At 40.1% G+C, this 24,322-nt stretch carries 24 protein-coding genes and 1 pseudogene; 14 read left to right on the top strand and 11 right to left on the bottom strand.

All coding sequences use genetic code 11. The features are described 5' to 3' along the window. Positions 1–196 precede the first annotated feature (196 nt). Positions 197–970, bottom strand: coding sequence for a TerC family protein (locus tag D3H55_RS21145; RefSeq protein ID WP_119549298.1), 774 nt, complete (start codon positions 968–970; stop codon positions 197–199). A 257-nt stretch (positions 971–1,227) separates the two neighbouring features. Here D3H55_RS21145 and D3H55_RS21140 point away from each other — a divergent pair, with 257 nt between their 5' ends. After that, the gene (locus D3H55_RS21140) at positions 1,228–1,920 is read left to right on the top strand and encodes an aspartate/glutamate racemase family protein (protein WP_119549297.1); all 693 of its coding nucleotides are present in this window, start codon (positions 1,228–1,230) and stop codon (positions 1,918–1,920) included. A 218-nt stretch (positions 1,921–2,138) separates the two neighbouring features. Here the strand turns inward: D3H55_RS21140 and D3H55_RS21130 are convergent, their stop codons facing one another. After that, positions 2,139–2,774: a pentapeptide repeat-containing protein gene (locus tag D3H55_RS21130; protein ID WP_119549295.1), complete on the bottom strand. Its 636-nt coding sequence runs from the start codon at positions 2,772–2,774 to the stop codon at positions 2,139–2,141. Positions 2,775–2,992: 218 nt separating this feature from the next. Further along, positions 2,993–3,187 carry a type II toxin-antitoxin system HicA family toxin gene (locus tag D3H55_RS21125; RefSeq protein ID WP_119549294.1) on the bottom strand — a complete coding sequence of 65 codons (195 nt, stop codon included), beginning with the start codon at positions 3,185–3,187 and terminating at the stop codon, positions 2,993–2,995. A 368-nt stretch (positions 3,188–3,555) separates the two neighbouring features. On the opposite strand from D3H55_RS21125, the gene D3H55_RS21120 reads away from it, so the two are divergent. From D3H55_RS21120 to D3H55_RS21110, 3 genes are all read left to right on the top strand, one after another. Continuing rightward, positions 3,556–3,957 (top strand): type II toxin-antitoxin system HicB family antitoxin, encoded by a 402-nt coding sequence (locus D3H55_RS21120; protein WP_119549293.1) that lies wholly within the window; start codon positions 3,556–3,558, stop codon positions 3,955–3,957. 153 nt (positions 3,958–4,110) lie between these two features. After that, the gene (locus D3H55_RS21115; RefSeq protein ID WP_119549292.1) at positions 4,111–5,523 is read left to right on the top strand and encodes a hypothetical protein; all 1,413 of its coding nucleotides are present in this window, start codon (positions 4,111–4,113) and stop codon (positions 5,521–5,523) included. Positions 5,524–5,615: 92 nt separating this feature from the next. Beyond that, positions 5,616–7,004, top strand: coding sequence for a coiled-coil domain-containing protein (locus D3H55_RS21110; RefSeq protein ID WP_119549291.1), 1,389 nt, complete (start codon positions 5,616–5,618; stop codon positions 7,002–7,004). 232 nt (positions 7,005–7,236) lie between these two features. On the opposite strand, the gene D3H55_RS21105 is transcribed toward D3H55_RS21110, so the two are convergent. Then, positions 7,237–7,791: a chloramphenicol phosphotransferase CPT family protein gene (locus tag D3H55_RS21105; RefSeq protein ID WP_119549290.1), complete on the bottom strand. Its 555-nt coding sequence runs from the start codon at positions 7,789–7,791 to the stop codon at positions 7,237–7,239. 482 nt (positions 7,792–8,273) lie between these two features. On the opposite strand from D3H55_RS21105, the gene D3H55_RS21095 reads away from it, so the two are divergent. Together D3H55_RS21095 and D3H55_RS21090 are read left to right on the top strand one after the other, a co-directional pair. After that, positions 8,274–10,205 carry a S9 family peptidase gene (locus tag D3H55_RS21095; protein WP_119549288.1) on the top strand — a complete coding sequence of 644 codons (1,932 nt, stop codon included), beginning with the start codon at positions 8,274–8,276 and terminating at the stop codon, positions 10,203–10,205. A 408-nt stretch (positions 10,206–10,613) separates the two neighbouring features. Next, positions 10,614–10,862, top strand: coding sequence for a hypothetical protein (locus D3H55_RS21090; protein ID WP_119549287.1), 249 nt, complete (start codon positions 10,614–10,616; stop codon positions 10,860–10,862). A gap of 588 nt (positions 10,863–11,450) precedes the next feature. Here the strand turns inward: D3H55_RS21090 and D3H55_RS21085 are convergent. The 3 genes from D3H55_RS21085 to D3H55_RS21075 form a co-directional block, all read right to left on the bottom strand. Beyond that, positions 11,451–12,356, bottom strand: a complete 906-nt coding sequence (locus D3H55_RS21085; protein ID WP_168413202.1) for an alpha/beta fold hydrolase — start codon at positions 12,354–12,356, stop codon at positions 11,451–11,453. Positions 12,357–12,961: 605 nt separating this feature from the next. Next, complete coding sequence (locus tag D3H55_RS21080; RefSeq protein WP_119549285.1) at positions 12,962–13,315, bottom strand: VOC family protein; 354 nt, start codon at positions 13,313–13,315, stop codon at positions 12,962–12,964. 26 nt (positions 13,316–13,341) lie between these two features. After that, a complete protein-coding gene (locus tag D3H55_RS21075) occupies positions 13,342–14,226 on the bottom strand; it encodes a helix-turn-helix domain-containing protein (protein ID WP_168413201.1) in 885 nt (294 codons plus the stop codon). Between the two features lie 112 nt (positions 14,227–14,338). On the opposite strand from D3H55_RS21075, the gene D3H55_RS21070 reads away from it, so the two are divergent. Then, positions 14,339–14,788 carry an NUDIX hydrolase gene (locus D3H55_RS21070; protein ID WP_119549283.1) on the top strand — a complete coding sequence of 150 codons (450 nt, stop codon included), beginning with the start codon at positions 14,339–14,341 and terminating at the stop codon, positions 14,786–14,788. A 121-nt stretch (positions 14,789–14,909) separates the two neighbouring features. On the opposite strand, the gene D3H55_RS24590 is transcribed toward D3H55_RS21070, so the two are convergent. Next, entirely contained in the window at positions 14,910–15,056 is a 147-nt protein-coding gene (locus D3H55_RS24590; protein ID WP_168413200.1) for a hypothetical protein, read from the bottom strand. Between the two features lie 173 nt (positions 15,057–15,229). On the opposite strand from D3H55_RS24590, the gene D3H55_RS21065 reads away from it, so the two are divergent. Both D3H55_RS21065 and lepB read left to right on the top strand, forming a co-directional pair. Beyond that, positions 15,230–15,757: a hypothetical protein gene (locus tag D3H55_RS21065; protein WP_136035769.1), complete on the top strand. Its 528-nt coding sequence runs from the start codon at positions 15,230–15,232 to the stop codon at positions 15,755–15,757. 83 nt (positions 15,758–15,840) lie between these two features. After that, entirely contained in the window at positions 15,841–16,383 is a 543-nt protein-coding gene (gene lepB / locus D3H55_RS21060; RefSeq protein ID WP_119549281.1) for a signal peptidase I, read from the top strand. Between the two features lie 139 nt (positions 16,384–16,522). Here lepB and D3H55_RS21055 read toward each other — a convergent pair whose 3' ends face one another. Further along, positions 16,523–18,217 carry a DUF2207 domain-containing protein gene (locus tag D3H55_RS21055; protein ID WP_119549280.1) on the bottom strand — a complete coding sequence of 565 codons (1,695 nt, stop codon included), beginning with the start codon at positions 18,215–18,217 and terminating at the stop codon, positions 16,523–16,525. Positions 18,218–18,595: 378 nt separating this feature from the next. Between D3H55_RS21055 and D3H55_RS21050 the strand changes: the two genes are divergently transcribed. Both D3H55_RS21050 and D3H55_RS21045 read left to right on the top strand, forming a co-directional pair. Then, a complete protein-coding gene (locus D3H55_RS21050) occupies positions 18,596–19,126 on the top strand; it encodes a DUF723 domain-containing protein (protein ID WP_119549279.1) in 531 nt (176 codons plus the stop codon). A gap of 111 nt (positions 19,127–19,237) precedes the next feature. Beyond that, positions 19,238–20,092, top strand: coding sequence for a PDDEXK family nuclease (locus D3H55_RS21045; protein ID WP_168413199.1), 855 nt, complete (start codon positions 19,238–19,240; stop codon positions 20,090–20,092). Between the two features lie 356 nt (positions 20,093–20,448). Here D3H55_RS21045 and D3H55_RS21040 read toward each other — a convergent pair whose 3' ends face one another. After that, positions 20,449–21,060 (bottom strand): TetR/AcrR family transcriptional regulator, encoded by a 612-nt coding sequence (locus D3H55_RS21040; protein WP_119549277.1) that lies wholly within the window; start codon positions 21,058–21,060, stop codon positions 20,449–20,451. Between the two features lie 196 nt (positions 21,061–21,256). On the opposite strand from D3H55_RS21040, the pseudogene D3H55_RS21035 reads away from it, so the two are divergent. Next, positions 21,257–22,014, top strand: a pseudogene (locus D3H55_RS21035) (SDR family oxidoreductase). 142 nt (positions 22,015–22,156) lie between these two features. Here D3H55_RS21035 and D3H55_RS21030 read toward each other — a convergent pair. Beyond that, complete coding sequence (locus D3H55_RS21030) at positions 22,157–23,395, bottom strand: NADH:flavin oxidoreductase/NADH oxidase family protein (RefSeq protein ID WP_119549276.1); 1,239 nt, start codon at positions 23,393–23,395, stop codon at positions 22,157–22,159. Between D3H55_RS21030 and D3H55_RS24585 the strand changes: the two genes are divergently transcribed. Together D3H55_RS24585 and D3H55_RS21020 are read left to right on the top strand one after the other, a co-directional pair. Continuing rightward, complete coding sequence (locus D3H55_RS24585; RefSeq protein WP_168413198.1) at positions 23,368–23,634, top strand: hypothetical protein; 267 nt, start codon at positions 23,368–23,370, stop codon at positions 23,632–23,634. The genes D3H55_RS21030 and D3H55_RS24585 overlap by 28 nt on opposite strands. Before the next feature lie 20 nt (positions 23,635–23,654). Then, a complete protein-coding gene (locus tag D3H55_RS21020) occupies positions 23,655–24,041 on the top strand; it encodes a hypothetical protein (RefSeq protein WP_119549274.1) in 387 nt (128 codons plus the stop codon). Positions 24,042–24,322 lie beyond the last annotated feature (281 nt).

Raw genomic sequence — 24,322 nt, 5'->3', positions numbered from 1 at the left:
CCACAATTATAACTTATATGTTAGAACACATATTGATTTACTATTTAAGTAGTTCCATGTTTAATCTGCACTAGGCGAATCTCAAGTTAATAAAGGTTATAATGCAATGAAAGAGAGCACCAAAAGCTAAGGCAAATGATGCTCATTTTTTTTGGATCCGAACTCCTGTACTTTGCCCAAATCATATTACCCTGAATTACCCGCTGCTCTCCCCGGATTTCTTGCTTCCCGGTGCAAACCAGCCGAGTAAGGCGATCCCGACGAGGACTCCGTAGAAGATCAATGTCCATAAGGTGCTGTGCGGGAAATGGTGGTCCAATACACCGATATCCTCATGGGCAAGTGTGATCACAGCCAGTTTGACCCCAACCCAGGCGACGATGGCGTATGCGGTCGTTTCCAGGGCCGGCCGTTTTTCAAGCAGCGACACAAACCAGGTTGCCGCGTATTTAATGAGGATAAGGCCGGCGATTCCTCCAAGGACGACAACGATGAACTGTCCGCCATCCATTCCGCCGAAATCTCCAAGAGGGGAGTCCGGGAGACCGAGTGCAAGTGCAACGGCAGCCAGGATCGAATCGACTGCAAATGCAAGGTCGGCAAGCGCGATTTTTCCCACCGTCGGCCAGAAGCCTTTTCCTTTCGCCTCTTCCTCATCATCTTTATGGACATTCTCATTCTCTTTCCCAAACTTAGCCTTGATGACGTGCTTCAATCCTAAGTACAGTAAATAGGCAGCACCCACTGCCTGTATCTGCCAGACGTTAGCGATGAACGAAATGGCGAACAGTGCGATGAATCTGAAGGCAAATGCCATAAAGATCCCGTATTTAATGGCTTTATTTTTCTCGTCGTCAGGCAGGTGTTTGGCGATGACAGCAAGAACAAGTGCATTATCAGCGGATAATAAGCCTTCAAGCCCGATTAAGATCAATAAAGTCCATCCGTATTCCAGCCAAATGGATTCCACGAATCATTCTCCTTTCTTCATGTGCTGCCTCTTGTTGGAACTGTTTTAAGAAACAACTCAACCCATTTTATAAATATGATTCCTTACCTCCATCGGGAAGTATTTTTTGTGTACCTTATGAACTTATGTTTCCTCCTTTTGGAAAAATCATTCTTGAATAAAATTTTATAAATATTAAATCATCGGTTGACGGCTGGGGGTATTGAATATAAGATGAGTGAAAATTTGATAAAAAATGTGTATCAGGAGGGGAAATGATGAAAACGATTGGCCTTATAGGCGGAATGAGCTGGGAGTCTTCCGTAGAGTATTACCGAATAATCAACGAAATGGTTAAAGAAAAATTAGGTGGATTACATTCAGCGAAATGTCTGCTGTATAGTGTAGATTTTGATGAGATTGAACGCTTTCAAGCTGAAGGTGATTGGGAAGGTGCCGGTAAAGCATTGGGAGAAGCTGCATCCTCTTTAGAAAAAGCAGGTGCGGAATTCATAGTGATTTGTACAAATACAATGCATAAAGTGATTGATCATATAGAGGCGGGGATCAACATTCCTGTATTACATATTGCTGATGCTACAGCGCACCAAATCCAACGGTCCAATATCAAAACTGTCGGTTTACTTGGGACAAAATACACAATGGAGCAGGATTTTTATAAATCCCGTATCAAATCGAAGGGAATCAACGTGTTGGTTCCAGATGAAGAAGAACGAACCAATGTCAATAAAGTTATTTACGAAGAGTTATGTTTAGGGCAGATCAAGCAGTCATCGAAGGAGTATTATAAGTCTGTCATTAAACACTTAGTGGCAGAAGGAGCTGAAGGAATCATTTTGGGATGTACGGAAATAGGATTATTGGTCAAACCAGAGGATTCAGAAGTGCCATTATTTAATACAACTGTTATCCATGCAGTTGAAGCAGTGAATACGGCCCTAAAAGAATAAAGCAATACGGCTGATTAATGTAAAAGGCTGCGCCTGTTCAGTCTCCCTTTGCAGAAAAAAAGCACTTTTCCGAAACAATTGAAAGTGCTTTTTTCTGTGTGAAAAAGTATTAATGGGAATTGAGAAATGAATAATCATTTTTAAAAACGGTGGCGATTCAAAAACGGAGGCAGGCATCCTTTTCACATGAAAGCCTGCCTGTCCTTCCCAATAAAGAATCAATCTACAATGACAAGCTCCAATAACGCAGCGAATTGAATGGCTTGATTAGTCGATACTTTGCAGCCCTTCAAATCAGGGATCGACACAGAAATGGATTCAAACATGGAGGTGCTGATGTCGACTCCTTTAAGCGGGGCACTTTCAAAGCTTGCGCCATCCAGATTGCATCGGGTGAATTCAGCCTTTTTGAATTTGCATTGGTAAAAGTCCGATCGTTCCAGCGATGTATCCTGCATGATCACTTTTTCCAGCTTGGAATCGCCGAAAGAAGCCAAGTTGAGAAGTGAATCATGGAACTGCACGTTTCCAAAGCGCGAATCCGTAAAATCCACACCCAGCAGTTTGCAGTTCTTGAAGGAAGTCCTATGTATCGACGAAGCACTCAGATTGGCATTGGAAAAATCGCAATTCTCGAATGCAACATCCGTAATATCAATCCCGGAGAAATCCGTGTTGGTGAACTTGCTGTTGCGAATGGTCATCCGATATAACCGGACTCTTGGCAGGACCTCATTTTCAAAAACAGAGTCATGAATCTCACACAACTCCAATTCGGGATCTTCCTCATAAAAAATATCATTGAAATTCTTCAAGGGCAGCTCATTTGGTATATTAGGGGAATCAATCTTCATATAAAAAACCTCTCTGTCTTTAGCTTTTAAGGAAAGCGTTGATAAAAATGCTCTCTACTAACTATAAGAAAAAAAGATTTTCAATTAAAGTCTTTCATTTTGGGAGAGAGTGTGTGCAAGAGGTATTTAGGAATGAAGTTTAATAATGTAAGGTTAATCGACGATCTTTCAGAGTATGAAAGTAAGGAGATAAAGAGGGATATATTTATAAAGCCTATCTAATTTTTAATAGATAGGCCAGTCCCCTTTTCAAGGCTTTTTAATACTCCAATGGACAAATCCTTAGCACCATGATTTGGAAGCGTAGCTACAAAATCAATTCCCACTTTTTTAAATTGAAAATGAGAACCTGATGTCCGTATGTGGACCCATCCATTTTTCTTAAGTATCTTTTCCACCTTTTTAAAATTCATATGGTTTCCCCTCCAGAAATTAAATTCATCTTTTTAGTTTGAATTATTATCTGCTTGAGGGTTTCAGTAGGTAAGCGACCGCTTTTTAAGAACCATACCCATAGCTTATCTCATTTTTGTGGATAATGATTTATCTGACTTTCCTAATTAAATTGTATATTGCTATTAAAGTAAAAGATGTTTCTGCTAATATATTTTTTTCCATAATTGTAACTGTATTTTCTGGATTCCAGTTCGACACATATGAATAAAAGGGTATGTGAATATTTTACCACATGTGTGAAATCCTAACAATTAAGCATGTTGTTGACACGTATTTAACACGTGTTATAATGAAATTAATTAACTTGTTGAAAGAGGTGTATTATTTGGATCAAAATTATACCTATCCAGTTATATTGGACTTTTCCGAGGAGGAGTATGTAGATCTGATTTTTCCTGATTTTAATAATATGATGACCAGTGTTGAAAAGGGAGAAGATTATGTAGCAGCATCACAGGAGTTTTTAGCCTTAACCATATTAGATATAGAAAGTGATAAAAAAGATTTGCCTGAAAGGTCAGATTCAGACAAGATCCCCCTTACCCAACATCAACAAATTTTTTATATTAATATATGGATGCCTTACCATCGTTCTAAAGTCAAAGAGGTCTATGTGAAGAAAACCCTAACAGTGCCTGCCTGGCTGGATGCTTTAGCAAAGAACAATAACCTTAATTTCTCCGCTGTATTAGTAAAGGCCTTGAAAAAAGAATTGAATATCAAGTAAGTAATTTAACCCAGTAAATAACACTTGTTTAAGTGTTATAAAATACCTATTAAAATGGTAAGTTTTGATATAATAAGTAAGGCTTATAATAACTGTATTCAGCATGCTGCAAAACTTTATACATAGAAAATTTCAGAAAAAGAGGAATTGCATATGAAAGAAGCAACCATTCTTAACTTTCCGGAAATCAAAATCGATCAGAATGATTTCGAGGTAGAGCTAGGTATCGAGATACTAGAAAACCCGACTGGTTTCAAAGACGAAAGAGAACAAGCCATCAAGGAAGGCTACCAAGGCGTCGAAGGGGATTTATCAGATAACGAAACTAGATTGGCAGAATTAAATAAAGAAATAAACCGGCTTACCAACCATTCTAATGGATTGGATTATATAGTTGCAGTTGGAAGCGGTATTCTTGCTGGACTGGTGGATTCATTGTGGGTTGGTGAATTCAGTATGGAGCGGGGAAAAGCTTGGAGTAACGAGAAGATAAACAATTTTGTTATGAAGGTCGCTAAATCGAAGGGATATGAAGGAGAAAGACTGGATGGGGCTATCCGTTTTTTAGAGAACAAGTTTCACATCCCCAGTGATAACATTTGGAAAGGGGAAGGTGCAGGCATTTCTGCAAAGAGCCACCACTTGGATGATTTAGCACATCACCCAACACCATTAGGTTTATTCTTCTCCATTCTCACTCAATTCACAAAGAGAGGTTATTTTCAAAACAGTGAGGGAGACTTCCTGCCAATCACCATTGATGACAATGGAGAGGGGTTAATCGGAAGTGATATCCCAAGTAAAATATTTGCAGGTACAATCAATTGGTTTTTCCATTTAGTCAGCGATATGTCGGGGAGCAACAAAACAGCAGGGGTTGGAATGGGTATTCCTGGTCCGATTGTTTCGCTTCTGAAAGAAACATCCCTGATACCTGGCTTAAATAAATCAGGCTTAGCCAAGAAAATAAAAGAACTTTTTGTCCAAGAAAAATTTGATCTTCGAAGCGAAATGGCTGTCGGATATGAAATCGGAAGACAAGCTATGCCGGTAATAATGAACGAAATAATTGTACGGGCATTTTATTTTATCAGGCGGCTGGTTTCAGAAGTAAAGGAAAAACAAAGCTTTAAAGAAATAGAATGGAAGAAAACAGTACCCTGGAAGAATCGTACGATCGTCCGCATGCTTACTATAGCTACAGGAACCTTTACACTGGTGGATTTGGGGGACGCAGCTATACGGGCTGGTGTGAAATCAGCTGGAAATTCTGCCATGTTTGCAAAAGAGTTCATCCTTCGAGTGAACTTCGTTGGAGTAGGAAGATTTGCTATTTCGGTTGCAACAGACACATCCATGGGAATGAAACGCAGCCATTTGGAATCGGAAAGGATGGCTGTTCTCAGCGAACGGCTGCACTTGATGAATGCAAAAGTTTTCTACATTCAGGCTGATACATGGATGGCAGCAGAAACGACTGAAAAAACCATTAACGAAGCGATTGATAGTATGGAGCAAACGGCTAGATTTTCCGCAGAAGCCTGGAAAGCAAACAGAAGTCGATGAACCATATTGGCGGATATAAGGATGGCATTGAGGAACATAACGCTGGATTAATTGAAGAAATAACCGATCTTTTGAAATGGGGGTAAGAAAGCTTGGAGAATCAAGTTGTAATAATCGATCAAGATGAGGTCATTGATTCAGGTATTTCAAGTTTCAATGATGAAGACTTACCTGTCTTGATTCAGGGGCAGATCAGTAAACTTAACAAGCTGGATAAGAGTGTAAAAAAAGCAATCGAAGCAGCTGTCGATGCAAAATCTTCTGCTCAAAGCGCCAGAAATAAATCGGCTGGATTCGGTAAGAAAAGAGTTGCCATTGAAGAATTACAATCTGCAGGAATCGAATTAGCGGAAGCAGTACAATCAGGAGCCGAAGCACAAAAGGTTTCTTTTGAATTTCAAACAAAACTAGCTAAAATTACTAAATATTTATTTGGGCTGGGAGTTAGCAACATCGCGAGTAACCGGTTTGTTGTTAGAGAACTTGAATTGAAATTGAAAGGTGCATCTAAAGAAGAATTATCTACATTAGCCAGACAAGAGTTAATGACAGTAGTAAAACAATTGAAAGAACAAGAAGATATTTTAAGAAAACAAGACAACCTTACTAAAACCATTAAAGTTCAGCATGAGAAATTGAAGGTTCAACACAAAAAAAGCGAACAGATCGAAAAACAGCTGGAAGTTCATGAAGCAGTGGATAATCGTCATAGTGACCAGTTGAAAATACATGAAACAGCCGGGAAGAAACTGCAAGAACAATTGAAAAATCAAGCCGGGAAAATCAGTACCCTTAGCGAACACTTGAACGTCCAAACTGAACGCAGCAACGAGAATGCTGAACAACTAAAAGTCCAAGCAGAAGCGGATAAAGAACTTGAAGAAAAAATACATAATCAAGAAAAAATTTCAAAAGGACTCGCCAAAGAACTAAAAGCTCAAGCAGAAACTGACAAATTACTTGAAGAGAAGTTACATAAGCAATCGGAGGTTATCAATCAGCATGCTGAACAACTAAAAGTTCAAGCTGAAGCGGATAAAGAACTTGGAGAAAAGATTAATACCCAAGCAAAAATTTCTAATGGATTCGCCGAAGATTTAAAAGCTCAAGCAGAAACAAATAAATTACTTCAGAAGAAATCACATAAACAATCAGAGGTTACAAGCCAGCATGCTGAACAATTAAAAATCCACTCAGAGGCAATCTCGTCATTTGATGAGACGGTACAAAGTCAAGCAGAGGTTGTAAATCAGCATAATGAAGAAATATCACAGCTACACACATTTAATAGCAATTTGAATGAACAATTGGAATATCATCAGTTTCTCATTATAGAGCAGGAAAAAAAGATTGCATTGCTCAATGAAGAAATGAATGGTTTGAAACTTTCCTTGAAATCCAAAGTGAGTAATCGAAAATCATATATTATCTTAGGTATGTCAGTTATAGCAATGGTTTTATCCATCGTTCAATTCATCTAATGAAACGATTATAAGCAAATTTTATTTCTGGAATTAAAGAAAAATAAAGTTTATAGGAAAAATTCGGGGCAGAAGACTGTCCCGAATTTTTTTAAAAAAGCTGAAAATTCACATGTAACCTGATCGACATAAAACGTTTAACTGTATCTCTAATAATCTGAGCAAATGGCTCCTGAATTACTTAATCCCTTTATCCAGTTCTTTCATAATTTTTTCCTCCGAATGTCCTCGCTTATACCGAAAAATTCTCCTCCTTGCTTTCAAATAAAGCGCGGGAGCTGTCAAATCCATTCATTGGTACATCACTCTTCAGTCGATCGGCGATTCTTTTTGCACATTCTGAATAAGAATGCGTGAATGTATTGACTTCCAAGTCGTATTTTTCCTCCTTATGAACAAACGCCAATTGAGAGAGGGCTTGGCCGGCTGCACGATCACCTCTTTGTTGTTCCCTTGAGGTTAGTTCTTCCTCAGGGCAGTGGACGCCAATGAATAGGACTGGGTGATCCTTCAATATTTTATAGAAAAGTTTTGCGGTTGTGGAGTCATGAATGATTTGATCCAGTATCAAATTCACGCCTCGATCAGAAAACATGGCTGCATTCTTGTAGTAAAAATACTCGGTTTCTACAGGAATAAGCCTTTCATTATCCCTGTCTTCCATTTTTTCAATAATGTAATCATAATCATCGATGCTAAAAGCAAAGTAGTCAGGCAATAATGATATCAATTCTTTCGCTAGAGAAGATTTTCCTGAACTTGAAACCCCATTCAATACAATAATCATTTTTACTATTCTCCTTGAAATTTCACTTATTTCCTTTATTTTCCTAAGAATATCACAATTCAAGATTGGTAGATAGATAGGGAAATATTTTGCTCACTTGCAAAGCATTCCCCGCCATTTTAAAGGGTATCGTCCACAATTAGAGAATACTATGATAGAGCGGCTATAAATAAATATACGTTCGCGTTGAAATTTCACAGGTGAAATGAACGTCGTTTTGAAAGGATCTTTTCGTAAACTTTGTTGCTTTTCACTACAATATTCAAATAATATCCGGGTAAACCGCCGTAAAGATCCTGGTGAGCAGGAAAGAAAAGAGCTGCTCTTTCTTTTTCGCGAGTAAAACCTCGGAATACAGGAAGAAAATCCGGCACTTGGGATTTCTCCAAAAGTAACAATATATGCGTAAAAACCAATTGAATGAAATCGATCCGTCTATCCAAACAACAAGGCGGTGTAAATAGAAAGCAGGAATAGTGATCATGAACATTAATAATAAGTCGTATCTAAGTATTGAAGAACTTATCTCGATGCCAACCATATCAGGCATCACCATCAGTGAAGATGGCACGAAGGCGGCCTTCGTCAAAAACACAGCCGACTGGGAAGATAACCGATTCAGGAATCAAATATTGATCTATGAAATAGACAAGAAGCAGTGTTATCCGTTAGCCAATGGCAGAGAGGCTGGATCGCCAATGTGGTCACCGGATTCCAGGCAAATCGCATATCTCGAATCAGTCACTGGGAAAAATCAAATTTTTATAAAGGCATTGGATGGCTCCTACAGGGTGCAAGTGACGGATGAAAAAGAAGGCGTTAGTGCATTCAAGTGGGACCCGTCTGGCAAGGGGTTTTATTATACGGCGCCGGCAGCCGTATCAGAAGAAGTCTTGAAACGAAACGCAGCCTATGGAGAATTTCAACATGCCGGCAAGGAACACCAGAATGATTGCTTCTACTATATCAATTTTAGTGAAGACAGCGTGGCCGTCCCACTGACGGACGGCAGGGATTTTCATGTTCTGGAATTCGCTGTATCAGCTGACGGGGAAAAGGCTGCATTCATCGCTGCCCCAACTCCGGCTGCGGATGATGCTCAAAAGCGGGATGTATACATAGTGGATCTCCAATCTGGAAGGGTTCAGATGCTCAAAAGTAAGAAGGTAGTTGGCGGGCACATCTGCTTTTCCCCGGATGGCAGCCAGTTAGCCTATACAGCGAGTTTAAGAGAAAAGGATCATTATAAGAACAACATACTGGACAATACGCTTGAACTTTATGATCTTGCCAGTGGAGCAACCACCCAGCCTTTAACTGATTTTGACAGTACAGTTACACCGGTACGTTGGACGTCACAAGGGATTTTAATCAGTTGGCAGCAGCAAACGAATCACCTTATTGGAATTTTATCTGAGGATGGTTCTGTAAAAATGATAGGCGATAATGAGGAAGGATATGTATTGGAGGCAGCCATAACGGAGGATGGGAATCACATCGCTTACAGCAAGGCAGGAATCAATGAAACATTTGAAGTCTATGTTGACGGTGAAAAGATAACAAACGAAAATTTCGTCTTCCACGGAAGGAACAGAAGCAACAGGGAAACCATCACCTGGAGAAGCAGCGATGATCTCGAAATAGAAGGGGTGCTGACAACCCCGGTGGATTTTGATCCTGGAAAAACCTACCCTCTATTGGTCCTTATGCATGGCGGTCCGGCCTGGGCTTCCTGTCCGATTCTTTCTGGCTGTTTCAATGACAAATACCCTGTTGAGCCGTTCATCGAAAAGGGCTTTATTGTATTGGAGCCTAACTACAGAGGAAGCACAGGATACGGAAATGATTTTCTAAAAGCGAACCATCGAAATCTCGGAATCGGTGACTATGAGGATGTAATCTCAGGGGTGGACGCACTTGTGGAGAGAGGGGCAGCCGATAAAGACCGAATTGGAATTATGGGGTGGAGCCAGGGCGGCTTCATATCAGCATTCTGCTCCCTGTTTAGTTACCGGTTCAAGGCTGCCTCGGTCGGGGGCGGAATCACAAACTGGAGTCACCATTACGTCAATACAGACATCCCGCACTTTATCAGGATGTTTTTCGGCGATACCCCATGGAATGATCCAGAGATCTATCGGAGATCTTCCCCCATGAACTATATTCAATCCGCGGGTACACCAACGTTGATTCAGCACGGGGAAGCGGACAGAAGGGTGCCAGTCACCAATGCAGTTGAACTCTTCCAAGGACTGAAGGATATGGGAGTAGAGGCAGAATTCGTGCTTTTCAAAGGGATGGCCTACAGCTCCGACAAACCAGGTATCCACAGTGCCATCATGAAGCAGAATTTGATGTGGTTTTCACACCATCTTCTCGGTGAAAGCCTTGAAGAATTGAGGAGTTTAGGATGACTTCATCTAAGAGAAACTGTATTCTTTAAGGCCAGGTTCTGTTTAAGGAGAGAAGACCTTAAAATCCCCCTAATTAGCAGCAGAAATAACGCTGTATAAAACAAGTATATATCAAATTAAACGTACTGGATTTCACAATGAAATTCACAGTGCGTTTTTATTATACTGTTGGCTTAATTTAATGTGAAACCGTACCCCAATCCATAAGGCAGGAAGTAATTATTTGAGGGTATTAGATTTTGAGGAGACTGTGAGATTTATCAGGGCAATTCTAAAGGTCAATAGAAAATTAGCGGGGCAGGTTAATTGAAGGACAAAAGAGTTATCTAAATAGTTATTAGAAAAGTTTAATAATTCTGTGGTATCCTTGATATAAAAAAGAGATTTGCAGAAGTAGGAGGGATAAAGGTGGGCTTTTTAAAGAAGGTAAACTATATACTTGCTATCATTGGAATAGGTTTGGCAGTCACTCATTTTTTCATCAAAGGCATTGAATTATCCATATCTATAGCATTTGCTTTTTTATTAGTGTTTTTCTTGCTGATTGGAATCGAAAAGGTAAAAAATAGAGAAATTAAAAGTGGCTACTTTTATATAAGTGCTGCTGCTATAATGTCACTATCAGTTTTAAAAGATTTATATGTAATCATATTATAATGAACACTTCGAATTTCTATAAAAGTGAGCATTAATAGAAGACAAAGCAAAAAGCTTAGTGGATTATCCCCCTAAGCCTCAATTGATTATTTTACTTTTTTAGAATTATAGAAGAACCAAAGGCTTAATAACAAGAATACTATGAAAAACAAATTGCCAAAGAGTGATGTTGAAGGTGGTTGTGATGAGAATGATTCCTCACTAACATTTACACCCACAAACACAATGGCATTCCTTAATCGTTCTAAAGTATAAATGACTCCGCTGGTAAGAATACTCAGCCATCCTAACAACATATAAGTTTGAGAGTTCATTACAAGGCCCCTTTTCATAAAAACTCTTTATCATTTGACGATGTCATCACTATTTCAGGTTCAATATTTCCGTAATTTCATGTTTGCTGAGGATACTAACTTTCCGGGGGCATTATATTTAATTGAACAACTGTCTTCCCCAGAGGTTTAAAAGATTAAGTGAGTAACTCACTAGCTCGGAAGATGGAAAAATATTAAAGCAGAGTTCCCTCAGCTTTAATATTTTTCTGTGTTTTCTTATAACATTCGATTGTTAAATCAACCGATGAAGCAACTACTTTAGGAAGGTTAGTACAATATCCTTGAATTTTACTGGTTCTTCAAAGTGAGGAAAGTGTCCACTGTCTTGTAGTGTGAAACTTTCACCATACTTAACATCGTTCAAAAAGGTTCTTTTCTGTTTATCACATGTTACGGGGTTATATATTCCATCAATTAAAAGAGCGGGCTGTGTAACTTCTTTAAGTCTTGGAAGCAAGGATCTGAATATTTCATTCTCCTCAATCAATCGGTCATTATGAACCTTATTCTTTACGGAAAATTGCATCCATTCATCTTCTGTATATAATGAATAATCAGTTGTATGTTCAAAATTATGAATGTGTAACTTTAAACCCTGCTCACCTAATTCAGGAATTATCTCCGTGAACTCCAACATTAAACTTTTTGCTGATTTATCTGACTGGGCTAAATCAAGGCATTTCTCTGCCAAGTTTTCCTTTCCACCTTCTTTGAATAGTTTTGAAGCTTTTATTAATGAATTTCTCGCCGAAAGTCCAGGATCAAAAGTGGGACATTCAAAAATGATATGACTAACTGAGTTTGGAAAAGTTGTAGCATATAAAAGGCTATAGTAGCCTCCGAAAGAATGTCCTAGCAATGCCCATTTTTCAATTCCTAATTCTATTCTAAGTTCTTCATAATCGAGAATAATATCATGTATAGAAAAGCTATCGTCTTCTTTTATCCCCTCTGATCGGGAAACACCTCTCTGGTCTACAGAAATGAGTCTAACATTTTCTTGTAATCTTTCTGCCTGGTGATAAGAGAAATCGTAACCCCCTTGACCAGGACCTCCATGTATATACAGTAAAGGAGTTTTATTTTCCGAACCATAAATTTCTACATATAAATCTTTTCCTCGGATATTAATCAAACTCCCGTTAAATGTCTTCTCCAATATCTTTCCCCCTTGTTCTAATCGCTTACCTTTTTAATACTATGTAAACGTTTTTCATTTTCTTAAATGGATGTTTATATTGCTCCTAATTTCCCTAGCTAAATTACATACGAACTAGTATTACAAAAAGTTCCAATCTTCAGCTAAAATAGTATCCATTAATGCTGCTAATTGAAGGGGTACCCATAATGCTTTATTAACATTTTTAGTATTCAATTCCTAACCAGAGCCATAACTAAAAGAATACTGTGGGAATTGACAAGTCATATAACATCTTAATTAACTTCTCATTTTTTAGATGTACTATAATTATTGTACGCTTACTAATTTCTGTGCTTGGCAAGCAAGCGATTGAAATGTTACTTCAAAAAAAAGCAGGACTGATCCACTTGCGGAATAGACTGCTATTTGTAAAATTCTTTGCCAAAACGAAACCTTACTTCGAGGCGGCTGATTTTGTTTGTATTTAGAATAGAAAGTCATATGCTGTAGCGGGTACCAATAGCGATACGCCTGCGCAAGCATCATCAATAAACAGATGCATCATGCACATCAAAAAATGGAGACCTTCCGATAATAGAAATTCCCCCAAACAAGAATCCCGATTAAGTCAACTCCTCAAACAATCCAATCCGATTTCCATCAGGATCCTCGAAGGAACACCACGCTGCCGGTACTCCTTCGCAGGTATTGATGTCTTCAATCTCGATGTTCAGTGCGTTCATCAAACGGGTTCGCTCTGAATGGATGTCAACCACACCTATTCGTAAAGGACCATTCCCATTCGTCGGCAAGCCTTTCGCTACTTGCAGCCATGCGCCCGATACGATTTCCCACTCGGCAAAATCTTCATGGGGGATGAAGTCTGGCACCCGATTGAATAATGTCTCATACCATTTGATTCCTTGCTTATAATCTTTCACTCGCACCTGAAATGTCACGCCGGTATGTTTTGTCATTGTGATTCCTCCTCATATTGTTCTGATTACAGTTTACCGGGGAGGCGGTCGCTTGTATTGTAAAAATCGGACACCTTCAGGGACCTAGGACTCTTTCCTGTCCGTTTCTTGAAATCGTGGATCATATGCGATTGATCATAATACTCTTCTGCAAGGAAATCAGCAGGAGTTTTCGTTAACCAATCTGTCAGAACGGATTGAAAGCGGATGACCTGGCTGAATTTTTTTGGACTAAGTCCGATTCGCTCCTCAAAAAGGCGATTCATCCTTCTTTGTCCGATCACCTCTTTGTGGCTCAACTCTTCAATAGAATATTGACCGCGCCTTACAACAATTTGATAGAGTATACTGGTAAGGAGAGAATCGTGGCGGAGCAGCTTCCCGCATTTTATCGCCTGGGAAAACACTTCATCACAAGCAGCGATCATCTCATTCACACCTGAAGCATGGTCAAGGTAGTGGTGAAGACGTTGGATATCTGGCGAAGTGATTTGATTCAAATCCATGGCGTTTGCAGCCGTGTCTTTTGCCCGCTCATGTATAAAATAAGAAGAGCTGCCGGGGAAAAAGCGGATGCCGAATGTGTATTGATCAGGATTGTACTGCTCCGTTATCCGGAAAGGACATTCAAAGATCCCATAATATTTGATGGAACTGGTCCCGGTGGCTTTGTCGTATTCATACAAAAGATCGGTGCAGCCATCAGGAATAATGTCATATGTATATTCGTTCACTTGATTTTCATAGGGAGCTGCACTCCAATAACAGCAAATATACGGCTGAAGGAATGGAGAAGGCGGATATTCTTGATATCTTGTATAGGGACTCGGCATAATGGTGGGCCGATAAAAATCAAAACGTTGAATGTAAATCACCTCTACTGGTCGTTGTACTCTACTGACTATATTCAAGTAAACAGGATCACTTTCCTTCTTGGAATTCAAAAAGCTCCAACCAGGGGATATCCTTTTTAAAATGGAAGGGTTCAGGAATTATTAAAAATGGGAAAGAGGAGGCAGAAACATGGATTATGTAAAGGACTTAAGAAAACTGGTCGGCCATAGACCGTTAATACTGATAGGGTCTGTAGTCGTCATTGTGAATGACGAAGGGGAAGTGCTGCTGCAGCAAAGAACCGATGGAGGATGGGGCTTGCCCGGTGGCCTCATGGAGCTTGGAGAAAGCCTGGAGGATACCGCAAGAAGGGAAGTGAAGGAAGAAACAGGGCTGGAAATAGGTGCATTGACGTTACTGGATATGTTTTCAGGACCGGACTATTATTTCAAAGTGTCAAACGGAGACGAGCTATATTCCGTTACGGCGGTGTATCTCACAAACGAAGTAAGTGGAATTGTAGAAATGGATGAAAACGAATCACTCGACCTCCGCTATTTCAACCCTGATGAGCTGCCAGTGGATTTGACGCGTGAATACCGTACATATCTTAACGCATACCTGAAACAGCTTGGTTAAAACAGCCGATGTGACCATTCGCTCTGACGATACCTCAATAAAAAAAGCAGCATCTATCCAAATGTGGCTGCAGACCACGGTGATAGATGCTGTTTAGCGTGTATTAAGGAAGCTCATCCTGTTAAAGATTGTCCGTGTTGATCCTCGGGTATTCCTGTGCAAGATTGGCTGCAGCCCGTGCATTCTCATTGTGACGGTCGTCTTCGGGATTCTGGTTTATAGTCCTGTTTCTTTCTCTTTCCTCTGTGGGTTTCTTCTTGTCCGCCATCTTATCACCTCCTGATTTTAGTATGCTCAATTTTCATCCGTGCAAGCAGCTCCTTTTCATAAGGGAAAAATAAGCTGCTTATTGGAAACTTATTGAATGTGGTTATCGTCTAAATCTTAAAAGGTGTAAAAACTGAATAAACAGCGATCCCTTGCCATGTATAAACCAGGTTAGTGAAAGAAAGGTTTTGTTTATTAAGTCGAAAGAATTTAAGAACAATTGAAATGAGGTGTAGAGAAATTAAAAGCCTATTCCTTGCATTAACAATCCTTGCGTTTATATTGTGTGGGTGTTCGAATAGTGAACAGGTGAAAGAAATAGAGAATAAAGAAAAAGCAGGTACATTATTAATTCAAAAGGTAGAAAACGGTACAACTGCTGAAGAGCTGACTAAGGAAGTGAACGATAAGCAGCAAATAGAACAGGCTTTGGCTATGATTAAAGGTCTTGAAGTCAAAAGAATCAGCTCGGAAGAAACAATGGAGAAGATGCAAGCTTCCAACACATATATGTTTGTCTTTTCAGAAGGCAAGGATATCGAATCAGGTAAACAAGCATCATTCGCTTTTTATGCTTTGGAAAATGGAACCTTCATTTTTCCTTACAGTGATTTTAATTCCCCGCAAACTCCCCTTATTACAATTGAAACTCATAAGGAATTATTAGCTAATATGAAGCAATTGTTTGAGCTTACATTTTAGAACCCTTTTTATAAGTTTTTTTATGAAGATTAAAGCAGCCAAAGAGGATGAACTTGATTTCTTAAAGTGAAAGGATGAATAAAATGGTTGAAAAGAAAAATGAGACGCTGGAATGGATTAAAGCCCTGGTTATAGCTTTTGTTACTGTGTTTATTGTTCGAACATTTATATTTACACCTATTGTAGTTGATGGTGCTTCGATGAATACTACACTGCAAGACCACGAAAGAATGATTGTATCAAAATTAGGAGAACCAGAAAGATTTGATATTGTTGTCTTTCATGCAAATGATACACAAGACTATATTAAGCGTGTTATTGGTTTACCCGGGGATGAAGTCGAGTATAAAAATGATACTTTATATGTAAATGGAAAAGCTTATGAGGAACCTTTCTTGGATAAACAAAAGGTAAATATTGATGGTGACCTAACAAAACCCTTTAAATTAGAGGATACTGTGGTAGGACAAGCTACTGTACCAGAAGGTCATTTATTCGTTATGGGAGATAACAGAAGAAATAGTACAGATAGCAGACAAATAGGAGCAGTTCCCATAGATAAAGTTGTTGGAACGACAAATTTTGTTTTTTATCCAATTAAAGATATTAGGATAATTGAAAATTAGTGTTATTCCGCTATAGGATACTTTAATAAAATATCCTTATACCGCTGCCAATATATATAACCAGATATAAGAAGACTCGTCACTAGACGAGTCTTCTTATTGCGTATTGATTAAATTGCATAGTATTTACAGCGGATATTTAAAACGCTCCAGAACCACCGCCACCGCCGCCGACACCTGAACCACCGCCGGGAATGGAACTTCCTCCGGTTCCGGCAGAGACCGTTTGATCGGCGCTGTTGAAACGGTTTGTAATCGTGCCCGAAATGATCATGAGCATGACCAGGTCACTGGATGAAGTGGTAAACGAATCATGGCCAGGTGATTTTTTTCCAGCAAGTTTTTCATTTTTGTCCAGCATGTTTTTATCATTCATGCCGATAGCGTAGATGAATGCTTGCATTTGGTCATCGCTCATCCATTCGCTCCATCGTTCAGAATCGATTGAATGGTAGTTGCTGCTGAAGTTATTCCATTGGTACTTCAATCGTGCGCCTTCCACTGTTCTGGGCTGATAAATCAGTGCAAAGAGCAGAAGGGAAATGGCAAGAAGGAGTGAGAAGAACATCCACATCAGTAAATCATGGACACCGAACAGGATAGTGAACGGAATCAGCAGCAGACCGCTGATGGCAACGGTCCATCGTAATCCGGCTTTCTTATCGACCAAGGAATGCTGCTTTATCTCTGTTTTCACAGCTTCAACCCACTGTGTAAATTTCTCGTGATAGCTCTGTTGATTTTCCTTATCCTCTACATACTCATCGAGAGCATCAACTGTGAATACCCCATCTTTTCCTACTTTATAAAACAGCCATTGAATCAATACCTTTTCGTGGGGATGATCGGTTGTGTGTTCACTCACAACGAACTCATTTTCATTCTTTCTCGCAACAAAGCCTTTTCTGACCAGATCCAATAACGCTGCGGAAAGCAGATTTCCATCCGCCGCCATATGCTTCATATGGAGTATTGTCGCAGGAAGGCTCATCTGTTTCTCTGGTAAATGAGAGTGATGGCCAGCCTGTCGCTGCACCTCCCAAAGGGTCGCCCGTTTCCTTCTCCAGGCCGAGACCAATAGTGCCGTTAAATACACTGCGAAAATCACAATAACAAAGGGTGCAAGCTTGCTTAACGTGTCTTTTCTATCATTGAAAGCCTCCAGCCTTTCCTCATAGGCGGCGACTTCATCCTGAATTTCCCCTCGGATCGTTTCTCCTTCAATGGTAACGGCACCAGGAAACAGGGAAGAATCATAAGCTGCCCGTATGTCTCCTTTTTCACCACTGTCCACCTCACCCAAGGCAAAGTGGACAATGCCGTCAGCCGAAATAGAATCGGATCCTTCAGCTTCATCGTAGCCGATGGCATAAACTCCATCGGTCGGCTGAGGGGGATGCACATATATGTCCATATTCTCATAAGTGGATTCGTTGCCGCTGTCAAAAAACGGCCAGTAGAACTGTCCTAAATCAGAATATACGTCCATTCCATTTTGAATCGTATAGGAAAGATCGATGGTGATCCTTTCATCGGAGCCGCCCCTGTAAATCTTATAAAGATTTCCCTCTTGATCGACCTTTAAAGGCTTGTTATCTTCAAAAGCCTTCACGTTTTGTATATCGGTATCCTCTTTAGGGATCAACGTCCGCGTGATGCCGTTGAAATCCCCGTCGAATTCGTACGTATGCTGCTCCTTGACCTGCACATCCCCATTTTCTTGTAAAAATGCATCAATTCTGGTTTCCTCAATGGTAAAATCCACAGCTAACGCTTGAACAGGGATTAATAGTAAAGAAAAAACAAATGCCAGCATGATCAGTAAGTTCTTCATGATTTCAACTCCTCTTACATCTAATACGAAATAAATACAGTAAAAGTTTCGTTTTCAGCTTTAGCGGAATTTCGTCTACATAAAATTATAGGCGAGTGGATGGGTAATGGGCGAGCGCAGGACAGAGGCAAGAATTCACTCTCCCGGTTGGAGTCCAAGCAAAAAGCAGGAAGGAAGAATGTTCGTTCATTGATTCAACTACACAAGAATGACTAATTTGTCACGGGCACCTCAAACATATAAGGAACAACAACCAAAAACAGACGATTTATATCAAAGTGTGCGTTTTATAATAGTTTACTATAGATTTAACCTGTTTTTTTTGTGATAATTCTTTGTAATGTAATGATAAAAAATAGTGAATATACGAGGTAAGATATGGATACACAATGGACACATGAGAAAGCGAAGAAGGCATTTGATGAAGTTGGCCTTACTTTAAAATCAGCGGAATATAAAAATACAAAAGAACCTATGGAATATGAGTGCAAAGCGTGTGGCCACAATGGAACAAAACCACTGACAAAAGTGCATCATAGGAAGCAGGGGTGCAGTAGTTGTGGCAAAGCAAAAGGGGCAAAATCCAGAAGAATGAGTATCGATGATTTAAAGAGAATATTCATGGACAAAGAAGCAGAGCTGCTTTCTGATGAATACTATAAACGGAATAGTCCACTTGAATTCAAATGTTTATTATGTGAGGAAGTTGGAGAAAGATCCTATGCTTCTGTGAAAAATAGTAAGCTGGCATGCCTGTCTTGTGGCCATCAACTAAGAATACAAAACAAAACCAAGCATTCAATTGAAGAGGCAAGGAAGGTTTTTCTTGAATTGGGATTAGAGTTAATGGAAGAAAAATATTCTTCTTTTGACACAGACATGAAATATAAATGTTTGGATTGTGGTTAGACATGCGAGAAAAGCCTTAGTGTTGCAAAGTCCCAAAAAGGTTGCCCTAAATGTGCAGGGAATATTCCATTAACTTATAACGAAGTTGAAGAGTTGTTTCATGAATTTGAATTGAAATTAGAAGAAACCGTTTATATAAATGCACGTACTGGAATGAAGTATACTTGCCTAAAGTGCGGGAAACAGGGTACTAAGACGGCAGATAGTTTAAGAGCAGGAAAAGGCTGCAAGGGGTGCTCAACTATTGAAATCAGTACAAGACAACGACTTCCGTACGATCATGTAAGATTATTAGTTGAAAACATAGGGTGGACTTTACTATCAACATCCTATGAAGGAAACAGCAAAAAACTCCATATGAAATGTGAAAAAGATCATGATGTATTTATCAATCTAAACAACTTCCGTAATGGTAAAAGGTGCAAAAAGTGTTCCGGAATGGAGCCGCCAACATTACAAGCGAGAGTTGCCGCCTTCTCCAAGCTGAACCTGCAATTACTCGACGAGGAATATAAAAATGGGAGCACTCCCCTGAAATACAAGTGCTTGGAATGCGGATACATAGGCGATAAAACATGGAAAAGTGCCAGGAACGGTTTCGGTTGTTTAGCCTGTTCTCCTTCATCAATGGGGGAAGAAAGAATTGCTGCCTGGTTAATAGTGAACAATATCCCTCACCACAGACAATACAGGTTTAAAGATTGTAGAAATAATAAACCCCTGCCATTTGATTTTGCGATCTTTGATAATAAAGAGGAGCTTATAAAACTAATAGAATTTGATGGGGAACAGCACTTTGCTGCCAGGGACTATTTCGGAGGAGAAAAGGCCTTTTTCATTAGACAAAAAAATGATCAAATCAAAAACAACTATTGCAAGAACAATAATATAGATTTGGTGAGAATTCCATACTCAGAAATGGATGAAATTGAAAATATCTTATCTAAAGTACTTAGCCTCGTTTAAACAGTTAACTCCAGTCACTAATATGCAAGTTTAATAGGAAAAGACAAAAGGGACAGGTCCGCAGTCCCTTTTTGTTATGAGGCATGTTACTCTTTACATTGAATTCAATTGTGGGTGGAAGAAGCGTTTGTAAATTAGCTGAATTCTTACCTGGTAATATAACAAACATTTATCGAAAGCGATCCGTCATAAGGGATTCAGATATGGTTCTCTAATAACATCAATTATAAAGCTACAGGATGATGTAACTGCTCATTCTAAACGGACGCCTGCAGGGTGGTTACTGAAAAACCAACTTTGGCCAGTTTTAGATTTGATAAAAAAGTAATATACTCCAGCCTGAACGAAGCCATAAGTCAGGATGAAGAATCTTCTGACCCCTTAATAACAACAGACCGATCATTCTTGACGATCTCCAGCAGCTGCTCTGCCATGAAAGTGGGACTGTATTTAAAGCCGCCATTAATCCATTCATTGATTAGGCCGAATATCGCATATGCCTGATAACTTGCCTGCAGCTCCCGGTTGATTTTTGGGTTCGAAATCTGATCATGTAAATCATTTATGGCCAGGTCTTTGATGATGGCACAAAACTTGTGCTGGAAATCTGATAACGTCTCTGTTTGAAAGATAAGAGTATAGAACGTGGCATATTTACTGACATGGTCAAAAATTTTAATAGCGGACGATGTCAGTTCATTCAGCTCAAGGATGTTTTTCCCTTTATAAGGTGTACGATACGACTCAAACAAGTCCTCTGTTATCTCCTCAATGATTTCTTTCAGGATATCCTCTTTATATTGATAATGCTTATAAAACGTTCCTCTGTTCAAATCGGCTGAACGAACGATATCGGAAACTGAAATGGTTTTGAAATCTTTCGTCTCCATCAACGAAATGAGCGCATCTTTCATCGCTCTTTTCGATTTCACTACTCTTCTGTCAATGTAATCATTATTAATAGACATTTTAAGCCTCCATTGTTCAATTAACGAAATTAATACACACTATGACGGCAATCTGTTGATTAATGGACAATCTTCAGCTAGATTGCTGATTGTAGGGCGCCTATACCAGTCATTATACTATAGATAAGTGTTGGATAATGAACACTTGTTGAAAAAGACAAATAACTTTACATTCTTTATCTTAGGAGGAATGAAAATGAGATTGGAAAATAAGGTAGCAGTGGTAACTGGAGCAGCTTCAGGAATGGGCAAATCGATAGCCGTCCTTTACGCAAAAGAAGGGGCGAAAGTGGTTGTTTCGGATATCAACCAGGAAGCAGCCAGCGCGGCAGTGGAGGAAATCAGATCAAATGGCGGTGAAGCTGTTGCCATTGTAGCGAATGTCGCAAAGGAAGAGGATATACAGAACCTGATCGATAAAACGGTCGACACTTATGGTACATTGGACATCCTGGTGAACAATGCAGGAATCATGGACAACTTCGAACCTGCCGGTGATATCGTCGACGAAAACTGGGAGAGAATCTTTGCCGTTAATACGACAAGCGTCATGCGGGCAACCCGCAAAGCGTTGCCGGTCTTTCTGGAGAAAGAGGCAGGCGTCATCATCAACATCGCATCAGCCGGAGGCCTTTATGGTGCAAGAGCAGGGGCGGCTTATACAGCTTCCAAGCATGCTGTGGTCGGGTTCACGAAAAACACAGGCTTCATGTATGCCACCAAAGGGATCCGCTGCAACGCAATCGCCCCTGGTGGAGTGGAAACCAACATCCAATCTTCCATGACAGGCTTCAACCAATCCGGAATGGAACGCATCCAACCGGGATTGGCCATCAACCCCCGAGTCGGCAAGCCTGAAGAAATCGCCAATATCGCGCTGTTCCTCGCTTCCGAATTTCAAGCTTTGTCAACGGAACCGTCATTACCGGGGATGCGGGCTGGACAGCCTATTAATACCGATTGTTAAAAATGAATCCGCTGAGACGAGGTCTTGGCGGTTTTTCATTGAAATTGGCTGATTCGAATAATAAATGCAGTGCTTGAAAAAAGATAAAACGCTTATTATCTATTATATTCCGCAATAAAACTGTGCTTCCTAACCACGCCGTTTCTTGAAAACAGAAGTTCCATTGGTGGTGATGGTGTGCAACAATGCCAGCCAGACACTATGGCCTGGTTTGGGAGGTTTTCCATTTCCCATTCGGGCCAGCTGCTGCTCATACCAGACGATTTCCAACATTCCGGCAGAATTATCGACCCATTTCAACCCTGTTTTCATCGGTTTCAACTGGATGGTTTCGTAGGTCCCTTTAAAAATTTGATTTGGAAGGTCAGGTATCAGAGCAAGAGGCTTGGCGATACCCACCATATCAATTTCTCCTTGGACAACTGCGTCCGTCATAGCCTGTTCTGAACGAAAGCCTCCGGTGACGACCAATGGTGTAGACACAATTTCTCTTACCTTTGCAGCGAATTCCAGGAAATAGGCTTCCCGCTTCTTCGTGCTTTCTTTGACATTCGCCCCCTGCATCGCAGGATTCTCATAATTTCCGCCTGAGATTTCGATAAGATCGATGCCTGCGTCAGCCAGGGTGCGAATGACCTCCAAAGATTCCTCTTCAGTGAAACCGCCTCGCTGGAAATCTGCAGAATTCAACTTGATTCCTACTGGGAATTCATTGCCGGTCTGTCTGCGAATCTCATGGTAGACCTCCAGTACAAACCTCATTCGATTCTCCAGCGAACCGCCCCATTCATCCGTGCGCCGGTTATGATAGGAAGATAGAAACTGGCTGATGAGATAACCGTGGGCACCATGGATCTGCACACCGGTAAATCCCGCTTTTTGAGCGATTCTGGCAGAATTGCCAAACCTGATGATCAATTCTTGAATTTCTTCTCCGGTAAGAGCCCTCGGCTCATTGAAGAATTTTTTCAGATTGCCGGAAAGCGGTATGGCACTTGGTGCAACAGGTTTTTTGGAGAGTGTTCTCGGCGACTGCTTACCTGGGTGATTTAATTGCATCCACAGATGAGCACCATTCTTCGTCCCGGCCTTTGCCCATCTGGTGAGCATCTCTATATCTCGTACATCCTCAATCACGACGTTCCCTGACTCACCAAGAGCATTTCGATCAATCATGACATTTCCTGTCACAACAAGTCCTGTACCTCCGTCAGCCCAGGTGTTGTATAAGTTGACAAGAGCAGGGGAGACATCGTTCTCCTTTGTCCCAAGAGCTTCACTCATCGCAGATTTAAAAAAACGGTTTTTTATGATAGTTCCATTCGGAAGAGTTAACGGTTTTGAAAGGGGGTGCGAGTTGTTTTCCATTTGTGATTCACCTCTGTATTTTTTGTCCTTTCTTTATTATTAAGGGTGAAGAAGGTGTAAATCAATTTTGTGCACTCGGAGGTGGGAGTGTAATTTTAACGGTGGTTTTACCAGAACCATTAGCAGGGGCGGGGGATCTGTCCCTGTCTTTTGAAAGTGCCAGTGTCAATGTACACCATAAATTTTACAATCCTGCTTTAGCAGAACAGGCTGCAGGTGTTATAATAAGTATAGAATAGGTGGGAAGGAGGAAGCAGTGGTGGAAGATATTCTAAAACAAATTTTAAGCGAATTGAAAGTCATTAAAACAGATGTAGGCGGCTTAAAAGCAGACGTTAATAGCATGAAAACAGATGTAGGCGGCTTAAAAACAGACGTTAATAGCATGAAAACAGATGTAGGCGGCTTAAAAACAGATGTTAATAGCTTGAAATCAGATGTAGGAGAATTAAAGGTTGGACAAGCAAGACTCGAAGGTGGACAACAAAGATTAGAGGTTGGACAGAAAAAGCTAGAACAAAATCTCATTGAAAGTCTTGGTACGTACACAGAAAAGATTACAGAACACCATGATGACAAAACTGAAGCATTAAATAAAAGAGTTTACAGAGTTGAATCAGAAATTGAGCGATTAAGCAGACAGTAAGGAGTACATCCAAAAAGACTCCAAACATTTTCTCGCTAAACTTTATGTGTATTTTCCCCTGTAATACCCCACTCGATAACATACTTACTCAAATCCTTTTAATAAACATTCTTCAGTTAGAGCCTTTATTGATCAGAAGTATCTTCTCTCCTTTATTTCAACAAGCTGGCACCGATATACAAGGGTGAGCAATCTCCATTGAAAAAGTACTGTTTTGTTTGCCATTCCCGCTATCAGGAAATTTCTGATTAAGCTCGAAAAAAACCTTCCATACCGGAAGG

This window comes from Bacillus salacetis (assembly GCF_003581585.1).
In the GTDB taxonomy this organism is placed as follows: Bacteria; Bacillota; Bacilli; order Bacillales; family Bacillaceae_B; genus Rossellomorea; species Rossellomorea salacetis.
Note: the sequence above shows the minus strand (reverse complement) of the source record. Positions and strands in the feature narration are given on the sequence as shown.